Raw genomic sequence first — 19,320 nt, 5'->3', positions numbered from 1 at the left:
ACCGATTCAGGCCTGACGAAGCACCGCTTAAACGAGACACGGTCGTTGCAACTCCCAAAAATTCTGGGTGTTGCAACGACCGCTAGAACCCAAGATTCCGACCGGGCCGCTTCCGGCTGAGCCGGGAACTTTAGTCCAGGTAGTCCCGGAGGACCTGGGACCGCGACGGGTGCCGCAGCTTGGACATCGTCTTGGATTCGATCTGGCGGATACGCTCACGCGTAACTCCATAGACCTTGCCGATTTCGTCTAAAGTCTTCGGCTGGCCGTCGGTCAGCCCGAAGCGCATGGCGACTACGCCGGCTTCGCGTTCGGACAACGTGTCCAGGACGGAGTGCAGTTGTTCCTGCAGCAGCGTGAAGCTGACAGCGTCGGCCGGAACAACAGCTTCGGAGTCTTCAATGAGATCGCCGAACTCGGAGTCGCCATCCTCACCGAGCGGAGTATGAAGTGAAATCGGCTCGCGACCGTACTTCTGGACCTCTACGACCTTCTCGGGCGTCATGTCCAGTTCCAAAGCCAGTTCTTCGGGCGTAGGTTCACGGCCAAGGTCCTGAAGCATCTGGCGCTGAACACGGGCCAGCTTGTTGATGACTTCCACCATGTGCACGGGGATGCGGATGGTGCGGGCTTGGTCGGCCATGGCACGGGTGATGGCCTGGCGGATCCACCACGTGGCGTACGTGGAGAACTTGAAGCCCTTGGTGTAGTCGAACTTCTCCACGGCGCGGATGAGGCCCAGGTTGCCTTCCTGGATCAAGTCGAGGAAGAGCATGCCACGGCCGGTGTAGCGCTTGGCCAATGAAACGACGAGGCGCAAGTTGGCTTCCAGCAGGTGGTTCTTGGCCCGCTTGCCATCATGGATGACGAATTCAAGCTCGCGCTTGAGCTTCGGATCCATTGAACCGTCGTCTGCGTTGATCTTTTCTTCGGCGAAGAGGCCGGCTTCGATGCGAAGCGCGAGGTCGACTTCCTGCTCTGCGTTCAGCAGGGCAACCTTGCCAATTTGCTTCAGGTAGTCCTTGACGGGGTCAGCCGTAGCACCCGCGGACATGACCTGCTGTACAGGGGCGTCGTCGTCATCAGCATCCGAATAGACGAATCCCGAGCCCGAAGGAGCGGGCTTGTCCTTTGCGGTGGCCTCGGAATCATCGTCTCCGGCGTCGACTTCCTCTGCGGCTGCGGGATCGAAGTCTTCGTCCTCCGCGTTGCCATCTTCGTTGTCGGAATCGGAGTCTGAGGACTTGTTCGCGGCTTCAGCGGCGGCTTTGGCGCCGGGCTTGGGTCCACGCTTCTTGGGTGCCGGCTTGTCAGAGTCACCCTCTGAGGCCTTGTTGGCAGCACGTGTCGCCGCGCGCTTTGCCGTTGTGGCCGCCTTCTTTTCATCAGCGGACAATTCGGCCTGGGCGGCGGGTTCCTTCTCGACGGAAGACGGAGTCACAGAAAACCTTTCTAGCGGCGGTCTGTGGAATCACCATGCGGGCAACACCACTATGACCCTGTCAAGTCCGCGATCAATCTCAAATGCCATCGCCGTCTGCAGAGTCCTTATGTAGAACTCCCGACGGGACTGTAATGTTCCCGATTTCCGGGCCATCGCAGGCATTCGAACGCGGACCCAACCGGGTCTCGGCATCCATTGTCTCACGGTTTTGCGAAACGCACGCCGGATGAATCCGCGATCCCTACACAACCGCGCCTTTGAATCCCCGCCAAGCGGAGCCAGGCAGCCGCGCCCACCCACAGATGGTTCCTTGATCGAGGATGCCCATCAGCAATTCCGCCAGCCGGTAGCCTGGCTGCGCCGCTTCCACCCGGCTGAGGCACCCGTAGGCGAACGAACCACTCCCCTTGCACCAGGCAATCCACCCCTGAAGGGTCAACGATGCAGCGGCCACTTCACCTGTTTCACCTTCGACGCAGAGCACGGCAAGAACGTGCTGAAGGGCATTGAGGTGGTTCCAGTGGGGCACCTCCGGCTTCATTCCCAGCAAGACATCGCCGTAAGTGAAAATGTCCCCGGTTTTCCTCGCCTCACTGGATGGTGTATCTCCAGCGGCCGCACTTGGTATGCCGAACTCTCCCAGATCGAAGGGTGGCTTGCGCGAACCACCTTGGCTCAGCATCCCGGAGGACGCGGCACCAGACTTTGCAGACCCAATTCCGGCAGCGGCCATGACCGCCACCGCATCCCGCCAGGCAGGAATCTTCAGTGTTGTCCTCAACAGTCCCATGAGCCCTGCGTCTGTAGCTGGCTCCGGAAAAGTCCCTGCCGCACCTTTGGCCAACGCGTGGTGCCACACCGCAAGAACAGCATCCAGACAGCTCTCGCTTCGCCATTGGTCAAGTATCTCCTCGGCATAGCGGGTCTCAGCCGCATGCACCAGTGGGTCAAGGCTCCCACGCCGGGCATTTAGCGGCTGCCCGCTGGGACTTGTCGGAGCCGACCCGATGGCGCTGCCGCGATACACCATTTCGGCGCTCAATCGACTGTCCTTGATGCAGCTGACAGGCAACCCCGGCATGGGGCAGCAGCTTTCATCGGGACAATAGGCACTCCGCCAAAACTCCGAACCTACAAGCCACGCATCCCGAACTGCCAAGTCAACCTCACCAAAGCTCTGCTGGAGGGCCTCAAGCAGAGGAGCAGCCTTGTTCACCATCGTTGAGTCTGCCCACCCCGCCTCCGAGTAGACAGCAAGCACTACCCCGTCGGCGGCCCCGTCCGCCAGCAAATAGCGTCGGATGTGATCGGCAAACATTGCAAGGGCCTGCGGCGGCCGCGGGGTTGGCAGATTGACGCGCAGGGTAGCGCCGAGGACTCTTCCCTGCATAGTGATGGCCACCAGGCTGTCTTCAGGCCAGAAGCCCAGGACGTGGGGAATGTAGCCAAGAATGTCTTCTGGTTGGTGGATGCTCAACGCTTCATTGGTGGTCATGACTCCAGCCTCCGCAACTCAAGCGGGGTGGTACAGGGCCTACCTTGCCTATGTGGATAAGGCCTACGCAGCCGAGGGAATCAGCGGCTGCTTTGCTGGCCGTCCTTTTGGGAACGCGCGGAACGCTTCCGCTGAATCCTCTCCCGGCGCTGCTTTGCCAATGTTGCCACAAGCGGTGCCACATGGATCCCTTGTGATGCCATCTGCCGGCGCACCTTGCGGCGCGTCACCAGGATCAGGGCAGTGCCCAGGCCGAGCAAAACGAACTGAACGCTCAGGGCTATCCGGAACGGGGCAAGACCATACAAGTCCCCGCCAGAGAAACCGCTTGCGTTAAGGAGGTCGAGCACCAGGCCGATGAGGTAGATCGCGACGAGGGCAGCGATAAAGCCACCGACGTTGACGATGCCGGTCGCAGTGCCGATCCGATGTGAAGGATTGAACGTCCGGGCGAAATCGAAGCCGATCATGGACCCCGGGCCACCTACGGCCAGCACCACCACCAGTATCACCAAAAGCCATAGAGGAGCGCGCTCGGGAAGGATGAGCACTGCCGCCCACGCCAAAGCGGTAGCCACAGTGATCAGCAGGACCATGGCGGATCTGCGCATGGGGTGCTTGGATACGAAACGGCCAAAACCGGGGCCGGAAACGATCGCGGTTGCCACGAACAACGCCATCAAGGCCGAAACAGTGCCCGCGTCCAAGCCCTGGGCCGACAGCAGGAAGGGGTACCCCCATGTCATCGCAAACAGGTTTCCGCTGAACTGGACGGTGAAGTGGCTCCACAGCCCGAGGCGTGTTCCCGGCTGTTTCCAGGCACGTGACAGGGAAACACCTGTGGCCCTCAGCCCCTGGCCCGTCTCCCGGGGCGGGTGCCCGGGTGGGGCGTCCCGAAGCAACGCGATGACCAGGACGACGGCGAGCACAGACATGGCAGCCAGTGTGAGGAACGCAGGAGTCCATCCGGCTGAGTGAAGGAGGAGGGCGAAGGGAACCACGCTGAAGAGTTGGCCCAACTGGCCGCACATCCCAGTAAGCTGCGTGACGAGCGGAACTTTGGCCGGTGCAAACCACAACGGCACCAAGCGGATCACGGAGATAAAGGTCATGGCATCGCCGGCGCCAACCAGGACACGGCCTAATACTCCCCCTGGAATGCTGTCAGCAAAGGCCAGCTGCAACTGCCCCAGCCCCATCAGCACAGCACCACCGGCCACCATGGCCCGTGAGCCGAACCTGTCTACCAGGACACCCACAGGAATCTGCAGCCCTGCGTAGACAAGGAGCTGCAGAACAGTAAAGAAGGAGATGGCCGAGGCACTGGCGTGGAACCGTTCAGTCGCTTCAAGACCTGCGACACCAAACGAGGTTCGTTGTGCCACCGCCACCAGATATGCGAATACACCAATCGTCCAGATGAGCCAGGCGCGGGGAGCATTCACACCCCAATTATGCCTGTCGACAACTGAAAGATGATTTATTGAGGCGAGTCTTTACGCGCCAGGTATGCCTCGACAGCCGCTCCAATGTCCTCGGCGTTGGGCAGTTCGTCGTTCTCGTCGGCGAGCAGCGAACGACGGATGACACCCTCGGATTTTTCGTCGTAGCGTGTCTCCAGGTTGGAGACCACGGCTTGCACTTCCTCAGATGACTCGATCTGCTCCGCGATCTGGCGGCCCACTTCCCTGCCGGCTTCACGGAGGCGGTCAGTGGGCAGCATCAGGGATGTCGCCGCTCCAAGGTATTCCAATCCGGCTACTGCCGCAGGGGGGTACTCCGCCTCTGACAGGTAGTGGGGTACGTGGATGACATAGCCGGCCACATTGCGCTCAGCTTCTGTCAGGCGGAGCTCCAGAATGTGCCCGATGGCGGCCGGAACCTCCACCGTGGGCTTCCAACTGGAGATGCCTTCGATGAGTTCGGGCCGGTTTCCGTGCACAGTGACCCCGACGGGCCGCGTGTGCGGCACCGGCATGGGGATCGAATGGATCCACGTCACCAGATTAACGTCCAGCTTCTCCACGATGCCTACGACGGCGCGGGAAAACCGCTCCCATTGCAGGTCCGGTTCGAACCCGGCGAGCAGCAGGAACGGCTGGCCGAGGCCGTCCGTCAACTTGTACAGACCGAGCTTTGGAGCCTGGTAGTCCTGCAAGTGGTCTTCAACAAAGCTGATGTGCGGGCGCCGGGACCGGTAGTCGATGAGTTGGTCGGCATCGAACATGGCCACGACCTCGGCGTCGAGCTCATCCAACAACTCCGTGTTGATTTGCCGGACCACATGACCGGCATCAGCGAAACCCGTAAACCCCATGACCATGTTCAGCCCTCGCAGTTCAGGACTGTGGAAGGTCTCGATGTTGCTCGCATAGAGCGACTCGGGGTCCAGGAGGGAGCCGGATATCCGTTCAAACACGGCGTGTTCCTTTCACGGAAGAAATAGTTCAGGGCAGTCACCCCGCCACCAGGGCCATGGTGTCAAAAGACTCCAGGCGTTTGGCACAGGGACTCTATATATCGGTTCAACGCTGCACTCCCGGCAGGCATTCCAGCTCCGGATGTGCCGCAGCTCTCATTAAATTGCGGGCAGCCGTCGTCTAGAGACTACGATCGAAACGGGCCGCCCGACGGCCTTGAAGATCAAGGCCGCCGTCGCAAGATGACGTCGGTCGCGTACCCGGGCAGGCCGCGAAACATGCGACCGCCATCCACAGCAGAGAGAAGTGAGGAAACATCCTCGTGGTCAAGACTACTGACATCATCCTGGGCATCGTCGCAAAGGACCTGAAAAAGTCCCCCAGCGACGCACTCGTGATTGGAGTGGCGCAAGGCTCTGACGGGCCGGTATTGCTCTCCAACCCGCTGAGCGCCAAGGCCGCCGAATCCGTCTCCGGTTCGCTGCAGCTCCTCGGCGTCACGGGTGCCGCCGATCAGACGCACAGGCTTCCGGGACTTCCGGAGACAGGCTCGGGCATTTTGGTCCTTGCCGGCGTAGGCAAGCTGTCCGACGGGAACCTCAGCGAAGAGGCACTGCGTCGGGCGGCCGGATCCGCCGTACGCCAGCTTGCCGGCGTCCCGTCTGTCACCCTTGCCTTCCCGACGACGACCGTCAACGATGTCGCTGCCGTCGCCGAAGGAGCCGCCCTGGGAGCGTACTCCTACACCGAGCACCGCTCCAGCAACGAAGGACTGAAGGCGCCGGTGTCCAAGGCACTGATCTTCTCCGATGTTGATGCCAAGGCCGCACAGCCTGCCCTGGACCGGGCGATTGTGCTGGCGCGCGCCGTCAACGCGACACGCACCCTGGTCAACCAGCCGCCCAGCCATCTCTACCCGGAGTCGTTCGCGGAATCCGCGAAGGAACTCTCAAAGGGCCTCCCTGTCAAGGTGACAGTCTGGGACGAAAAGCGCCTCGAGAAGGAGGGCTTCGGCGGCATCCTCGGCGTCGGCAAGGGCTCCACGCGCCAGCCCCGCCTGGTCAAGGTCGAGTACGCGCCGGCAAAAGCCACCAAAAAGATTGCGCTTATTGGCAAGGGCATCACCTTTGACACCGGCGGCATTTCCATCAAGCCGGCCCTCGGCATGGGTGACATGAAGGGCGACATGGCGGGGGCCGCCGTCGTCCTTAACACTGTCTTGGCCCTTGCTTCGCTGGGCCTGCCCATTAAGGCGACCGCGTGGCTCTGCATCGCAGAGAACATGCCCTCGGGCGCTGCGGCGCGGCCTGCCGACGTCTTCACCATTTACGGCGGCAAGACCGTCGAGGTACTGAACACCGACGCCGAGGGTCGCCTTGTGATGGCCGACGGCATCGTCGCAGCCAGCCTGGAGAAGCCGGACGCCATCATCGACGTCGCAACGCTGACGGGTGCGCAGCTGATCGCCCTGGGCGTTCGCACCGCCGGCCTCATGGGCTCCGATTCCGTGACCTCTGCCCTGAAATCGGCCGCAGACCGGGCCGGCGAACTGGTCTGGCCCATGCCGCTTCCGGAGGAACTGCGTCCGAGCCTCGACTCGCAGGTGGCAGACCTCGCCAACATCGGTGAGCGCAATGGCGGCATGATGACCGCCGCCGTCTTCCTCCGCGAGTTCGTGGGCAAAGACGGCGACGGCCAGCAGATCCCGTGGGCCCACGTTGACATTGCCGGCCCTGCCTTCAACAACGGCAGCGCCTACGGATACACGCCCAAACAGGGAACGGGATCCACTGTCCGCACCCTCGTTGCCTACGCCGAGGATCTCGTAGCGGCGTCCGCCTAGTAACCCCTCCCTCGCCACCCTGGCTTATGCGGGCTCTGCGGAACACTCCGCAGGGCCCGCAAACCCCGGAATTATGCGGCGTGTAGCGCTATGTCACAAGCTAACGTGAGTCTCGACACAAGCGCTCCACAAACGCCCGCGGAGGGTGGAGCATGGGTAGGTGGTTCGCTAAGGTGAACTCGATAGTCACAAATGCAAGAGAACTTAGGTGCTGGCATAATCACGGCAGAACAAGTTCCAAAGACCAGATGACACGCAGTCCCGTGTCATCATTCACGCGAGGGAGCGTTTTAGTGGCCGATCAGGCAACTGCGCAAGAATTCGACATCCTGGTACTCGGTGGCGGCAGCGGCGGCTACGCCACTGCCCTGCGGGCCGTACAGCTTGGGTTCACCGTTGGCCTTGTGGAAAAGGCAAAGCTCGGCGGTACCTGCCTGCACAACGGCTGTATCCCCACCAAGGCACTCCTGCACTCGGCTGAACTGGCCGACCATGCACGCGATTCCGCCAAGTACGGCGTGAACGTCACGCTCGACAGCATCGACATGTCGGCCGTGAACGCGTACAAGGACGGCATCATCGCCGGCAAGTTCAAGGGCCTCCAGGGACTCATCAAGTCCAAGGGCATCACCGTCATCGAGGGTGAAGGCAAGCTCCAGGGCAACAACACCATCGTCGTGAACGGCACCACCTACACAGGCAAGAACATTGTCCTGGCAACGGGTTCCTACTCCCGTTCCCTTCCGGGCCTGGAAATCGGCGGCAAGGTCATCACCTCGGACCAGGCCCTGACCATGGACTACATCCCGAAGAGCGCAATCGTCCTCGGCGGCGGCGTTATCGGCGTCGAGTTCGCTTCCGTGTGGAAGTCCTTCGGCGTGGACGTCACCATCATCGAAGGCCTCCCCTCCCTCGTTCCGAACGAAGACGCATCGATTGTCAAGAACTTGGAGCGTGCCTTCAAGAAGCGCGGCATCAAGTTCACCACCGGCATCTTCTTCCAGGGTGTGGAACAGAACGACGACGGCGTCAAGGTCACCTTGGTTGACGGCCAGACATTCGAAGCCGATCTGCTCCTCGTAGCTGTGGGCCGTGGTCCCGTCACCGCAAACCTGGGCTACGAAGAAGCCGGCATCACCATCGACCGTGGCTTCGTCATCACCAACGAGCGCCTGCACACCGGCGTCGGCAACATCTACGCAGTGGGCGACATCGTTCCCGGCGTCCAGCTTGCACACCGCGGCTACCAGCAGGGCATTTTTGTCGCTGAGGAGATCGCCGGCCTGAACCCCGCAATCGTCGAAGACGTCAACATTCCCAAGGTCACTTACTGCGAGCCTGAAATCGCTACGGTCGGCTACACCGAAAAGGCCGCCAAAGCGAAGTTTGGCGACGACCAGGTGGAAACCCAGGAATACAACCTGGCCGGCAACGGCAAGAGCTCGATCCTCGGAACCGGTGGAATCGTCAAGCTCGTTCGCCAGAAGGATGGCCCCGTGGTCGGCATCCACATGATCGGCTCCCGCATTGGCGAGCAGATCGGTGAGGCCCAGCTGATCGTGAACTGGGAAGCTTACCCGGAGGACGTGGCCCAGCTGGTCCACGCCCACCCCACCCAGAACGAAGCACTGGGCGAAGCCCACCTCGCCCTCGCGGGCAAGCCGCTCCACGGCTAAGTCTTTACCCAAGACAAACGGGTCGGGTGCATGCAGCGGAATCTGCCGGATGCACCCGGCCCGGACCAGCAGAATTCATCCGCACAAAGATCAATAAGGAGAACGGGGACGACATGTCTGAATCCGTTAACTTGCCCGCCCTCGGTGAGAGTGTCACCGAAGGAACTGTCACCCGCTGGCTCAAGCAGGTTGGTGACCGGGTGGAGATCGACGAGCCGCTGCTCGAGGTTTCAACCGACAAAGTAGACACCGAAATCCCTTCTCCGATCGCAGGCGTCATCGAAGAAATCCTCGTCGCCGAAGACGAGACCGCAGAGGTTGGCGCTCCGTTGGTGCGCATCGGTGATGGTTCCGGCTCTGGCGCACCTGCTGCAGAGGCTCCCGCCGAGCAGGCTGCTCCCGCTGAGCAGGCCGCACCGGCCGAAGAGGCCCCGGCTGCCCCCGCCGCCGAAGAAGCACCCGCGGCCGCTGCTCCGGCAGCGTCCGGTGGCGAGGGCCACGAAGTGACCCTCCCGGCCCTGGGCGAGAGCGTCACTGAAGGTACTGTCACCCGCTGGCTCAAGGCCATCGGCGACACCGTGGAAGTTGACGAACCACTGCTTGAGGTCTCCACGGACAAGGTGGACACCGAGATTCCGTCTCCGGTTGCCGGCACCTTGCAGGAAATCCGGGTCAACGAGGACGAAACCGCCGAAGTTGGTTCCGTCCTTGCAGTCATCGGGTCGGGCGCAGCAGCACCTGCCGCAGCACCCGCTCCGGCAGCAGCTCCCCCAGTCGAAGCACCGGCACCTCCCGCAGCAGCCCCCGCTCCTGCGGCAGCCCCCGCACCCGTCGCGGCTCCCGCTCCTGCGGCAGCCCCCGCACCCGCTGCCGCACCTGCCGCTGCTCCGGCCGCTACCGAGGCACCTGCTTCGGAATCCGGCTACGTTACTCCCTTGGTCCGCAAGCTTGCCAACCAGCACGGCGTGGACATCGCATCGGTCTCCGGAACCGGCGTCGGCGGTCGCATCCGCAAGCAGGATGTCCTTGCCGCCGCTGAAGCCAAGCAGGCCGCCGCAGCACCCGCCGCAGCTGCTCCTGCCGCCGCTCCCGCGGCCAAGGCCGCAGCACCTGTCGTCGCGTCCTCACTGCGCGGTACCACGGAGAAGGCTCCCCGCATCCGCCAGGTCATCGCCCGCCGCATGCGCGAGTCACTGGAGGTCTCCACCCAGCTGACCCAGGTGCACGAGGTCGACATGACCAAGATCGCCAAGCTCCGCCTCAAGGCCAAGAATTCTTTCCAGGCCCAGAATGGCGTCAAGCTGACCTTCCTGCCGTTCATTGCCAAGGCAGTGGCTGAAGCACTCAAGCAGCACCCCAAGCTGAACGCTGCCTATGACGAAGCCAAGCAGGAAATCACCTACCACAACGCCGAGCACCTGGCGATCGCCGTCGATACCGACAAGGGCCTCCTGGTCCCCGTCATCTCCGACGCCGGCAACCTGAACCTTGCCGGTCTGGCCGGCAAGATCGCTGACGTCGCAGGGCGCACGCGTGACGGCAAGATTGGTCCGGACGAACTGTCCGGCGGTACGTTCAGCATCACCAACATCGGCTCCGTTGGTGCGCTGTTCGATACTCCGATCATCAACCAGCCGCAGGTCGGCATCCTCGGTACCGGAGCGATCGTCAAGCGCGCCGTGGTGGTCGCTGACGAAAACGGCGACGATTCGATTGCCATTCGCTCCATGATGTACCTGTCTTTGACGTACGATCACCGCCTGGTGGACGGCGCCGACGCCGGTCGCTTCCTCCAGACCCTCAAGGCACGCCTTGAAGAAGGTGCCTTCGAAGCAGATCTGGGTCTCTAGGACTTAGCACCGCCAGGAGTACCTTGGCGGAAAGTGACAGGGGCAGGTGGCCGGGAAACCGGCCACCTGCCCCTTCGCTTTGCCCCTTAGCGTGGCTTTGCTACGGGACGTAGAACAAACTGGCTAAGCTTGAAGCATGAGTATTCTCTTCAGCATTTTGGTGTTCTTGCACATCGTCGGCGCAGCCATGATTGTGGGCTACTGGATCGCCACCATCAAGGAGCCAACCGTCCACCCCCGCCAGCGGGACGGTGCCTTCCTTCAGCTCCTGACGGGTATCGCCATGATGGGCCTCTTCCCGCTCCTGCCTGACGCCGATCCGAACTACATGAAGCTCGGCATCAAGCTTGTGATCGGCATTGCGGTTGCGGTTCTCGCCGTTATTGGTTCAAGGAAGGTCAAGAACGGCCAACCAGTCTCAACCGGCCTGGCCCACAGTGTTGGCGGGCTCGCCTTGGTAAACATCGCCATCGCGACCCTCTGGAACTGATCCAAGTCCCAGCAGCTCCCTGAAACACAGCAGCCGCGCTGCCTTGCATGACGCGAGGCAGGGCGGCTGCGCCCATTAATGCGTTCTTAGTCCTGGGCAATGCAAAATTCGTTACCCTCCGGATCCTGCATGATGTCCCAGTGGAAGTCCCCGATGCTGTGCGCCTCAACAAAAGTAGCTCCCAACGCCTCGGCCTTACGCCTCAAAGCCGCGGCATCGGCGTCGTGCAGGTCCAGGTGCAGCCGACGCCGTCCTTCGGTTGGGGCGGAGACCTGTTGAAACGCCAACTGCGGCAGGCCGGGGGCGGCCGGCCGCAACCAGATGAAGCCGTCAAATTCGGCCGAGACCGGCATGTCCATCAGCTCAGACCAGAACCCGGCCAGGCTGGCCGCGTCCTTGGCATTGACCATGATGGAAGCGATCCGGGGACCCTGGATCTGACCGTTGATTGCATGTTCTTCGGTAGCCATTTCGCCAGTCTAGGGGTCACAATCCACTGACAGCGGAATGACAGTGCAGTCCGGAGGCCAAATCCCTAGGATTGATCCCGGTGGCACCCGGCGAGGGCTGGTTGCCGACTCACAACGACCCCTAGGAGTTGACATGGCAGCAACACGCACCGCACACACGGTTTGGAACGGCAACCTGATCGAAGGCGCCGGTAACACGACGCTGGACAGCTCAGGCCTGGGTACGTTCGATGTCACGTGGAAGGCACGCACTGAGCAGTCCGGTGGCAAGACCAGCCCCGAAGAACTGATCGCCGCTGCCCACTCCGCGTGTTTCTCCATGGCTTTCAGCCACGCCCTCGCGGGTGAAGGCTTTACTGCGGAGGAAGTGCACACCAAGGCTGACGTCACCTTCGTTCCGGGCACCGGTATCACCGGCAGCCACTTGACCATGACGGCCAAGGTTCCCGGCCTCTCCGAAGAGGACTTCCGCCGCATCTCCGAGGACGCCAAGACCGGGTGCCCCGTTTCCGGCGCGCTGGCCAGCATCGAGATCACGCTGGACGCCACGCTCGCCGCCTAGCCTGCATTCCCGGCCGCACTACGAGATGAGCCCCGCCGCTTCCCTTTCGGGAGGCCGCGGGGCTCATCTTTGTTCAGGCCCTCATTTTGCCTGGTTCTTCTGTGGCCGTGAAGGCAACGGCGCCGGCCGGACTTTTCGGTAGCCTTCCCGCAGCGGCGGACGGTCCGTGGGCAACTCCTGAATCATTTCCTTGAGCGCACCGATGCCGTACTCGAGTTGGGGATCGGTTCCGGCAGCGTAGGCATGCGGCGGGAAGATCACTTCAATGTCGGGTTCGACGCCGCGGTTTTCCACATCCCAGCCAATCCCGCCGCCGAACCACGTCGCGTAACGGGGCTGCGTCACGCCGGTTCCATCGGCCAGGGCGAAGCGGTTGTCGATGCCAACCACGCCACCCCAGGTCCGCGTACCAATGACGGGGCCGATGCCCCGCAGCTTGGAGACCTGGGTGATGATGTCGCCGTCGGATCCGGCGAATTCATCGGCGAGGAGAATCACAGGTCCGCGCGGGGCGTGGTGCGGGTAAGTCCGCGGCTTCTCGCCCCGTGGCATGCTCCAGCCTGTGACCTTGCGGCCGATGAGCTCTGCGACCAGCTGCGACGTGTGGCCACCGCGGTTCCGCCGAACATCGACAATGAGACCGTCCAGAGCAGTTTCGGTATCCAGGTCGCGGTGCAGTTGCGCCCAACCGTTGGCCATCATGTCCGGCACATGCAGGTAACCGAATTTGCCGTCGGATGCCTCCCGGACGGTGCGACGGTTGGCCCGTACCCAATCCTGATACCGGAGGCGCTCTTCGTCGCGGACAGGCACTACAGCCACGCGCCGCTGGGTCCCGGCGGCCGCGCCGTGTCCTTCGCCATTCAGCAGCGTCAGTTCAACAGTCCGGCCCGCTGCCCCCACGAGTTGCATCGCAGGTGGCACTGCGGCGGAAAGCTCGACGCCGTCAATCGCCAGAAGGACATCGCCCACCTTCGCGTCGGCGCCAGGACGCGTCAGCGGAGACGTAGCCAGAGGGTCCGAGGACTCCCCGGCCAGTATCCTGGTGATTTCCCAGCCCTTGCCATCCAACTGCAGCTCCGCGCCGAGCCGGCCCTGGCCGTTTCGGCCGGGCTCGGTGACGGCTGCCGGCCTCACGTAGGCGTGCGAGGTTCCCAACTCTCCGTGCATTTCCCAGAGCAGGTCCACGAGGTCGTCATGGGAACCGAGCCTGTCCACGATGGGGCGGTACCGCTTGTACACGGAATCCCAATCCTGTCCGGCCATGTCGGCTGTCCAGAAGAAGTCCCGCTGCAGGCGCCAGGCTTCCTCGAAGGCCTGCCCCCAGGCAGCCACCGGGTCAAGGATCACGCGAATCCTGGTGAGGTCCACCTTGACCAGGTCACCGGAGTCCTCGTCCACTTTTTTGTCGGCTGGCACAGAGGTGATCTGCTGATCCAGGATGTAGATGATCCGCTCACGATCACCGGAGAGGCGGTAGCTGTCCACAGCACTGACCAGAGTGGCCTGCTTGCGCTTGGCCAGGTCATAACGCACCAATGACGGCGCAGTCTTCTTGTCCTGGACCGTGCCCTTACCTTCGCCGGTGACACCCGAGAGCTCCGTATCGAGCCATAGCAGGGCGCCGTCCGCGGCGGTCAGGTCCGAGTAATTGCCTTGGGGCACGGGGACGGTAATGACGCGGTGGGCAAGGCCGTCCGAATCCACGCGCACTGCCGGCGCGTCGGCGTCGTCGTCGGTCTTTTCTGTCAGCGCGGCGTCCTCAAGCGTGTCCACTGACGGACCAAAGGGTGACGCTGTATCCGCCGCTAAGGCCACCAAATACGGCTTGATGGGGCTCGGGAAGGACAGATCAAACGAGTGTCCGTCGTAGACGGGGTCGAAGCTGCGGTTGGAAAGGAATGCCAGGAACTTTCCATCCGGGGTGAATCGTGGTGATTCGTCACAGAACCGGCCGTCAGTGACGTCAATAATCGCAGACTCGTCCTCACCCGGACGGGCAATACGGAGCTTGCTGCGTGATCCGAACGACGTCACGGGTTCGGACCAGGCGAGCCACTGTGAATCACTGGACCATGCCAGTTGATCGATGCTGCCTTCGCCAACGCTCACAAGCAGTGACAGCGCCCCGGTTGATGTATCGGCGACAAAGACGTCACCGAAGGAAGTACCAACAGCGAGCCAGCGGCCATCAGGGCTGGCTTCAAGGGCACTTGCACGCGTGGGTGCCGGGAAGTCGATGCGGAGTTCTGACGCATCATCCACCGCGGGATTGGCTGGCGAGGCGGCAGGGCCCGCCGCTGTGTCAGCTGACGGTTCGACGTCGGCCGTTTCGGCCGGGCGGGCAGGCGCAGCAGCCTGGACGCCTGAGCTCCCCTGTCCCAGCACGTTCGATGCTGAGACCGGCTGGGGCAGCGGATCGGATGCGTTGGCGGGGGCCGGCGTTTCAACCACCTTTGGCGCTTCCACTACTGCCGACAAACGTGAGGCGATGCGCTTGATGTACAGCGCTTCCACACCCCCGTGGTCAGCAACGAAGGCGATCCGGCCGTCAGTAAGTGGTCGAGGCAGGCGCGCACGGACACCAGGGGTCGCCTGGACAACACGCGACGGTCCATCCTTGTGCCGGAGCCAGTGAACGGTGCCGTGCGCCTCCACTGCACTGGCAGTTCCGTTCGAGTTGGGGAAGACGTCCCCCAGATGCGCGGACGCCTTCAGGGGCGCCGGGCGGCGTCCCGGTGACGCCGAGCCCAGGGACACCTCGAGTTTCACGGCCTCAGCGTCGGCGTCGAGCGAAGGAAGGATCCAGAGTTCGCCGGCGGATTCGAAAATGACCCGGTGACCGTCCGTGCTTGCGTGCCGGACGTAGAAGTCCTCGTGATCGGTGTGGCGGCGCAGCCCTGAACCATCCGGGAGCACGGAGTAGAGATTCCCGTATCCCTCATGGTCAGAAAGGAAGGCAATCCGGCCTTGCACCCAAAGCGGGTCGGTCAGGTTCCCGTCAATTTCCGGGACCAACCGCTCGAACTCTCCGTTGCCGTCCGTGTCAATCCACAGCTTTCCTGCAGTGCCGCCGCGGTAGCGCTTCCACCAAGCGGGCTCGCGGGAAAGGACACTCGCCAGCACTACCGGCTTCTCGTCCCCCACTTCAGGGGCGAATGCCACCGACTCGACAGGACCAAATGGAAGTTCGACGGCGGCGCCACCGTCCAGGGGAAGGCTGTACGCGTGCGTGTGGCGGCCTTCCGCCTGCTGAAAGGCGCTGGTCACCACCACATTTCCGGCGGGAGTAAATCCCCTGACCTTGGTGGTGGTGTGCCCGAAGTAGCTCAACTGTTTGTACCCGCCGCCGTCGACGTCCGCCGTCACGACCTCGGGGGATGTGCCAACGACTGCAGTCCACACCAGGCGTTGGCCGTCCGGGGTGAACCGGGGGTTCCTTGCTGGAAGTTGCTGGGAAGAAACACGCCAGGCACGGCCGCCGGACGTGGGGGCGACCCAGACGTCGTCTTCGGCCACAAAAGTGACCAATTCGCCGTGCACATGCGGGAAACGGAGGTAGCTGGAGGAGGTCATTGTTCGATCATAGTCAAGAGGCACCTCTCGAAAGCCGCACCGACAGGCGTTTCCGCCGCACAGCTTGGCCGTGGTGAGATGGGTCATGCGAATCGTGATGTCCGGGGCTTCGGGAATGATCGGAACGGCGTTATCCGAGCTGTTGACCAGCCAAGGAGATGATGTCATCCGATTGGTGCGTCGACCCGCCAGGTCCACCAATGAATGGACATGGGACCCGGCAAAGGGCGAGCTCGACGAAGCAGTCCTGGACGGAACCGATGCCGTGGTCAACCTCTCCGGAGCGGGAATTGGAGACCGGCCTTGGACAAAGCGAAGGATCCAGGTCATCCGCGAGTCCCGTCTCCAATCCACACAGACACTGACTGCGGCCATGCATCGGCTCAGTAACCCGCCGGATTGCCTCGTGAGCCAATCGGCTTCCGGATACTACGGCGCCTCCCGTGAGGGCATGCTCCGGGAGGATTCCGGTCCAGGCGCCGGCATCCTGGCAGCGCTATGCGTTGAGTGGGAGCAAGCGGCACGGACAGCGCCGGAGAACGTCCGGGTGGTGACCACCAGGACCGGCGTGGTCCTAAGCCCCTCCGGGGGCGCCCTTGGGCCGTTGCTGCCCCTCTTGAAGCTCGGTTTGGGCGGACCGTTCGGGAACGGACGCCAGTATTGGCCGTGGATCACGTTGGCAGACGAGGCCGCCGCCCTCGCATACCTGATGAGGTCGGACATTAGCGGGGCAGTGAACGTGTGCGCTCCGGAGAGCGCCGACGTCAACGCCATCGTCGCGGCGCTGGCCAAGGCTTACAGGCGGCCTGCATTCTTGCGCGTGCCGCGGCCCGCACTTCGCCTGGCCCTTGGCCGATTGGCCGATGAACTCGTGCTGGCCAACCAGCGCATGGAGCCGGCAAGGTTGGTCGAAGCAGGGTTCCAGTGGCAGCACCCGTCACTCACCGACGCCATGCATTGGTTGACCAGCGACGCTGCGCGCTGAAGGGTTTACGTCCGGAAAAACCATCAGCCCTCCCGATCAGGGGCCGAGAATATCGGAGATCCACCAGCGCCCCTCCACCCGAACCACATGCAGCCGGAGTTGCTGTGGCGCTCCGGCTTCCACGGTTCGAACCACCGCGCCTGATGCAAGGCGCTCCTCATATGCTGAGGTGGTGGCCGTCACCGCTACCAGAACATCATCGGCCGGGTTCGATTCCTGAACAGTCAGTCCAGACAACGTCGTAGAAAAACCGGTCAAGACCATGGCGTCCTGGTGCAACTGCTCCCGCAACCGGCTATCGGCCAAGGCTGCGGGCGACCCTGCCGCGTTCACTAGTCCCAGCAGTTCAGGATGCCCCTGCGCGAGGGCGGCATCACGCGCAGCTGACAGGGCCGCGACGGCTATCGTCGGGTCCTCGGATCGAACATCCTGGGCGAGTCCCTCCGGGAGTTTCGCGGACTCCTCCACAGCGGCGCTGGTGCTGTTTGCCGCCGGTGGACGGGAATTCGCCGCGGGCACCCGGTTCTGCTGCCACACGTTCCAGGCAAGTGCGCCGATCAACACCCCGGCAATCACAGCCAGGCCCGCCCGCCGGGGAACAAGGCTCCGGCGACGCCTCGCCGCACCCGGTAGACGACGAAGTTCTGACCGCGAGGTTGGCCGCACCCGCAAGCGCAGGACCCGTAACCATCCGGCTAGCTGCCAGGCCGTGCCGCGAGAACGCCCCTGTGCCTGGCGCCGGGTCAGCAACTCCGGGATAACGGAAGAGTGGACCGCCCCCGCCAAGTCCAGTGGCTCCGGAGCGGCGCTGCGAAAGATCGCCGTGCCTAATTCACTTGCCGATGGTCGTGCTCGCGGATCCGGATCCAGGCCCGCTTCAAGGGCGGCGACGAGCCCCTTCGGCACGTCGGGAACCAGGAGGGACAAAGGCGGACGCCCCTCAGCCCGCCCCGGGGCAGAGCCCGTCAAGCAGTACCAGCCAACCGCAGCCAAGGCATAGACGTCGCGATGCGGCTGAAGCTCTTGGCCTTCTGAAGCCCCATAGCCACGGACGCCGGGTGTGCGGTCCTCGAATCCCTCGGTACCGGCCACGGAAGCCTCGGGCTCATCACCCACCCTGGCACCGACACCCATGTCCGCCAACAATGGTTTGCCCAGCGCTGTAAACAGGACATTGCCCGGGGACACGTCTCCGTGGACAACGCCCCGGGAATGCAGATAAGCCAGCGCCTGGGCTACCGGAGTCAGCACGGTCACGGCTTCGCCGACCCCAAGCCGCTTCTGCCCGGCCATCAGGTTCGCCAACGAACCGCCCGCCGCAAAGTCCATGACAATACCCAGCGTTCCCTCGGCCGCGTCGCCCACTTGGACCACATCGTGGATCCGGACAAGGTGCTCGTGTTTGATACCGGAGAGAAGCCCCGCCTCCCGCCGGACGGAATCCATCATCTCCGCCCGTACGCATTTGACCGCAAACTTTGCCCCGTCCCGGTCTCTTGCCGCCAGCCATACCGTAGAGCTCCCTCCTTGGCCCAACTGCCGAGAGGTCGTATAACCCGGAATGGCCGGAACCGGGGCCGCAGGAGTATCCAGAATGTCCATAGACAAGGTGTACCGGACGACGGGATTTCGCGCAGAAGTTATCCACAGGCGCGGCCTGCCAAGTGTTGGCGCCGGTTGCGACTGAGAGCTTCACCACAAAATCATGGGCAGCCTGCGGCGGGGTCTAAGCTTGAAGCCATGACTCTTGAGTTTTCACAACTGGGTCTTGCCCCGGATTTCGTTGATTATGTGCAGGGCTGGGACCTGCAGCGCGAGATCCACAACAAAGTTGTTGCGGGCGAGAACAACAGCACAGTCCTGCTCCTTGAGCACGCCGCCGTTTATACGGCCGGCAAGCTCACGGAAGACCACGAGCGCCCCTTCGACGGCACTCCTGTTGTTCCCGTGGATCGCGGCGGCAAACTGACGTGGCATGGCCCGGGCCAGCTCATTGCCTATCCCATCCTCAAGCTCAAGAACCGCGCCGGTATCCGCGACTACGTGGAACGGCTTGAAGCCACCATGATCGCCGTCATGGCGGACTACGGAATCAAGGCCGTCACCGTAAAGGGCCGGGCCGGCGTCTGGATCCTTGCGGACGAGAACGGACCGGACCGCAAGATTGCGGCAATCGGAATCCGCGTTACCGATGGCGTCACGATGCACGGCGTGGCCATCAACTGCAGCAACGACCTCGCACCTTATGCGCAGATCATCGCTTGCGGAATCACTGACGCCAGCGTCACCACCATGTCCCTGGAAGCCGGGCGGACCATCAACCCGGCCGACATCGTTGACCGCTTCGTGGAAGAATTCCGCAAGCATGAGGAAGCACTCGTATCCACCCCCGAAGGAGCACTCCAGTGACACTGGCACCTGAAGGCCGTAAGTTGCTGCGCGTTGAGGCGCGTAACGCGGCGGTCCCGGTTGAACGCAAGCCCGAGTGGATCAAGGCCAAGGTCCAGAT

General features: G+C 62.9%; 14 protein-coding genes and 1 pseudogene. 8 read left to right on the top strand and 7 right to left on the bottom strand.

The window, feature by feature from the left end; genetic code table 11:
- Nucleotides 1–130 precede the first annotated feature (130 nt).
- The 4 genes from ACFRJ9_RS23575 to ACFRJ9_RS23560 form a co-directional block, all read right to left on the bottom strand.
- On the bottom strand, nt 131–1,441 hold the full coding sequence (locus tag ACFRJ9_RS23575) for an RNA polymerase sigma factor (RefSeq protein WP_377673255.1): 1,311 nt from the start codon (nt 1,439–1,441) through the stop codon (nt 131–133).
- Nucleotides 1,442–1,685: 244 nt separating this feature from the next.
- Nucleotides 1,686–2,939, bottom strand: coding sequence for a DUF4192 domain-containing protein (locus ACFRJ9_RS23570; protein WP_377673253.1), 1,254 nt, complete (start codon nt 2,937–2,939; stop codon nt 1,686–1,688).
- 80 nt (nt 2,940–3,019) lie between these two features.
- Nucleotides 3,020–4,384, bottom strand: a complete 1,365-nt coding sequence (locus ACFRJ9_RS23565) for a nitrate/nitrite transporter (RefSeq protein WP_377673251.1) — start codon at nt 4,382–4,384, stop codon at nt 3,020–3,022.
- A 35-nt stretch (nt 4,385–4,419) separates the two neighbouring features.
- Nucleotides 4,420–5,358: a proteasome assembly chaperone family protein gene (locus ACFRJ9_RS23560; protein ID WP_377673248.1), complete on the bottom strand. Its 939-nt coding sequence runs from the start codon at nt 5,356–5,358 to the stop codon at nt 4,420–4,422.
- A gap of 323 nt (nt 5,359–5,681) precedes the next feature.
- Here ACFRJ9_RS23560 and ACFRJ9_RS23555 point away from each other — a divergent pair, with 323 nt between their 5' ends.
- The 4 genes from ACFRJ9_RS23555 (at nt 5,682) to ACFRJ9_RS23540 (ending at nt 11,218) form a co-directional block, all read left to right on the top strand.
- On the top strand, nt 5,682–7,202 hold the full coding sequence (locus ACFRJ9_RS23555) for a leucyl aminopeptidase (protein ID WP_377673246.1): 1,521 nt from the start codon (nt 5,682–5,684) through the stop codon (nt 7,200–7,202).
- A 293-nt stretch (nt 7,203–7,495) separates the two neighbouring features.
- The gene (gene lpdA / locus ACFRJ9_RS23550; protein WP_377673243.1) at nt 7,496–8,878 is read left to right on the top strand and encodes a dihydrolipoyl dehydrogenase; all 1,383 of its coding nucleotides are present in this window, start codon (nt 7,496–7,498) and stop codon (nt 8,876–8,878) included.
- 113 nt (nt 8,879–8,991) lie between these two features.
- Complete coding sequence (sucB, locus tag ACFRJ9_RS23545; protein WP_377673241.1) at nt 8,992–10,728, top strand: 2-oxoglutarate dehydrogenase, E2 component, dihydrolipoamide succinyltransferase; 1,737 nt, start codon at nt 8,992–8,994, stop codon at nt 10,726–10,728.
- 136 nt (nt 10,729–10,864) lie between these two features.
- Complete coding sequence (locus tag ACFRJ9_RS23540; RefSeq protein ID WP_377673239.1) at nt 10,865–11,218, top strand: hypothetical protein; 354 nt, start codon at nt 10,865–10,867, stop codon at nt 11,216–11,218.
- Between the two features lie 86 nt (nt 11,219–11,304).
- On the opposite strand, the gene ACFRJ9_RS23535 is transcribed toward ACFRJ9_RS23540, so the two are convergent.
- Nucleotides 11,305–11,688 carry a VOC family protein gene (locus tag ACFRJ9_RS23535; RefSeq protein WP_377673237.1) on the bottom strand — a complete coding sequence of 128 codons (384 nt, stop codon included), beginning with the start codon at nt 11,686–11,688 and terminating at the stop codon, nt 11,305–11,307.
- Between the two features lie 133 nt (nt 11,689–11,821).
- Here ACFRJ9_RS23535 and ACFRJ9_RS23530 point away from each other — a divergent pair, with 133 nt between their 5' ends.
- Nucleotides 11,822–12,250: an OsmC family protein gene (locus ACFRJ9_RS23530; RefSeq protein WP_159709070.1), complete on the top strand. Its 429-nt coding sequence runs from the start codon at nt 11,822–11,824 to the stop codon at nt 12,248–12,250.
- 81 nt (nt 12,251–12,331) lie between these two features.
- On the opposite strand, the gene ACFRJ9_RS23525 is transcribed toward ACFRJ9_RS23530, so the two are convergent.
- A complete protein-coding gene (locus ACFRJ9_RS23525) occupies nt 12,332–15,826 on the bottom strand; it encodes a S41 family peptidase (protein WP_377673234.1) in 3,495 nt (1,164 codons plus the stop codon).
- Nucleotides 15,827–15,911: 85 nt separating this feature from the next.
- Between ACFRJ9_RS23525 and ACFRJ9_RS23520 the strand changes: the two genes are divergently transcribed.
- Complete coding sequence (locus tag ACFRJ9_RS23520; protein WP_377673231.1) at nt 15,912–16,811, top strand: TIGR01777 family oxidoreductase; 900 nt, start codon at nt 15,912–15,914, stop codon at nt 16,809–16,811.
- A gap of 36 nt (nt 16,812–16,847) precedes the next feature.
- On the opposite strand, the gene ACFRJ9_RS23515 is transcribed toward ACFRJ9_RS23520, so the two are convergent.
- Nucleotides 16,848–18,413 (bottom strand): protein kinase, encoded by a 1,566-nt coding sequence (locus tag ACFRJ9_RS23515; protein WP_377673228.1) that lies wholly within the window; start codon nt 18,411–18,413, stop codon nt 16,848–16,850.
- A gap of 81 nt (nt 18,414–18,494) precedes the next feature.
- Here ACFRJ9_RS23515 and lipB point away from each other — a divergent pair, with 81 nt between their 5' ends.
- On the top strand, nt 18,495–19,220 hold the full coding sequence (gene lipB, locus ACFRJ9_RS23510; RefSeq protein WP_377673258.1) for a lipoyl(octanoyl) transferase LipB: 726 nt from the start codon (nt 18,495–18,497) through the stop codon (nt 19,218–19,220).
- Nucleotides 19,217–19,320 (top strand): annotated as a pseudogene (locus tag ACFRJ9_RS23505) (lipoyl synthase); the annotation flags it as partial. The gene lipB and the pseudogene ACFRJ9_RS23505, both read left to right, overlap by 4 nt.

The sequence above is a fragment of the Paenarthrobacter sp. NPDC056912 genome (assembly GCF_042786555.1).
Lineage (GTDB): Bacteria > Actinomycetota > Actinomycetes > Actinomycetales > Micrococcaceae > Arthrobacter.
Note: the sequence above shows the minus strand (reverse complement) of the source record. Positions and strands in the feature narration are given on the sequence as shown.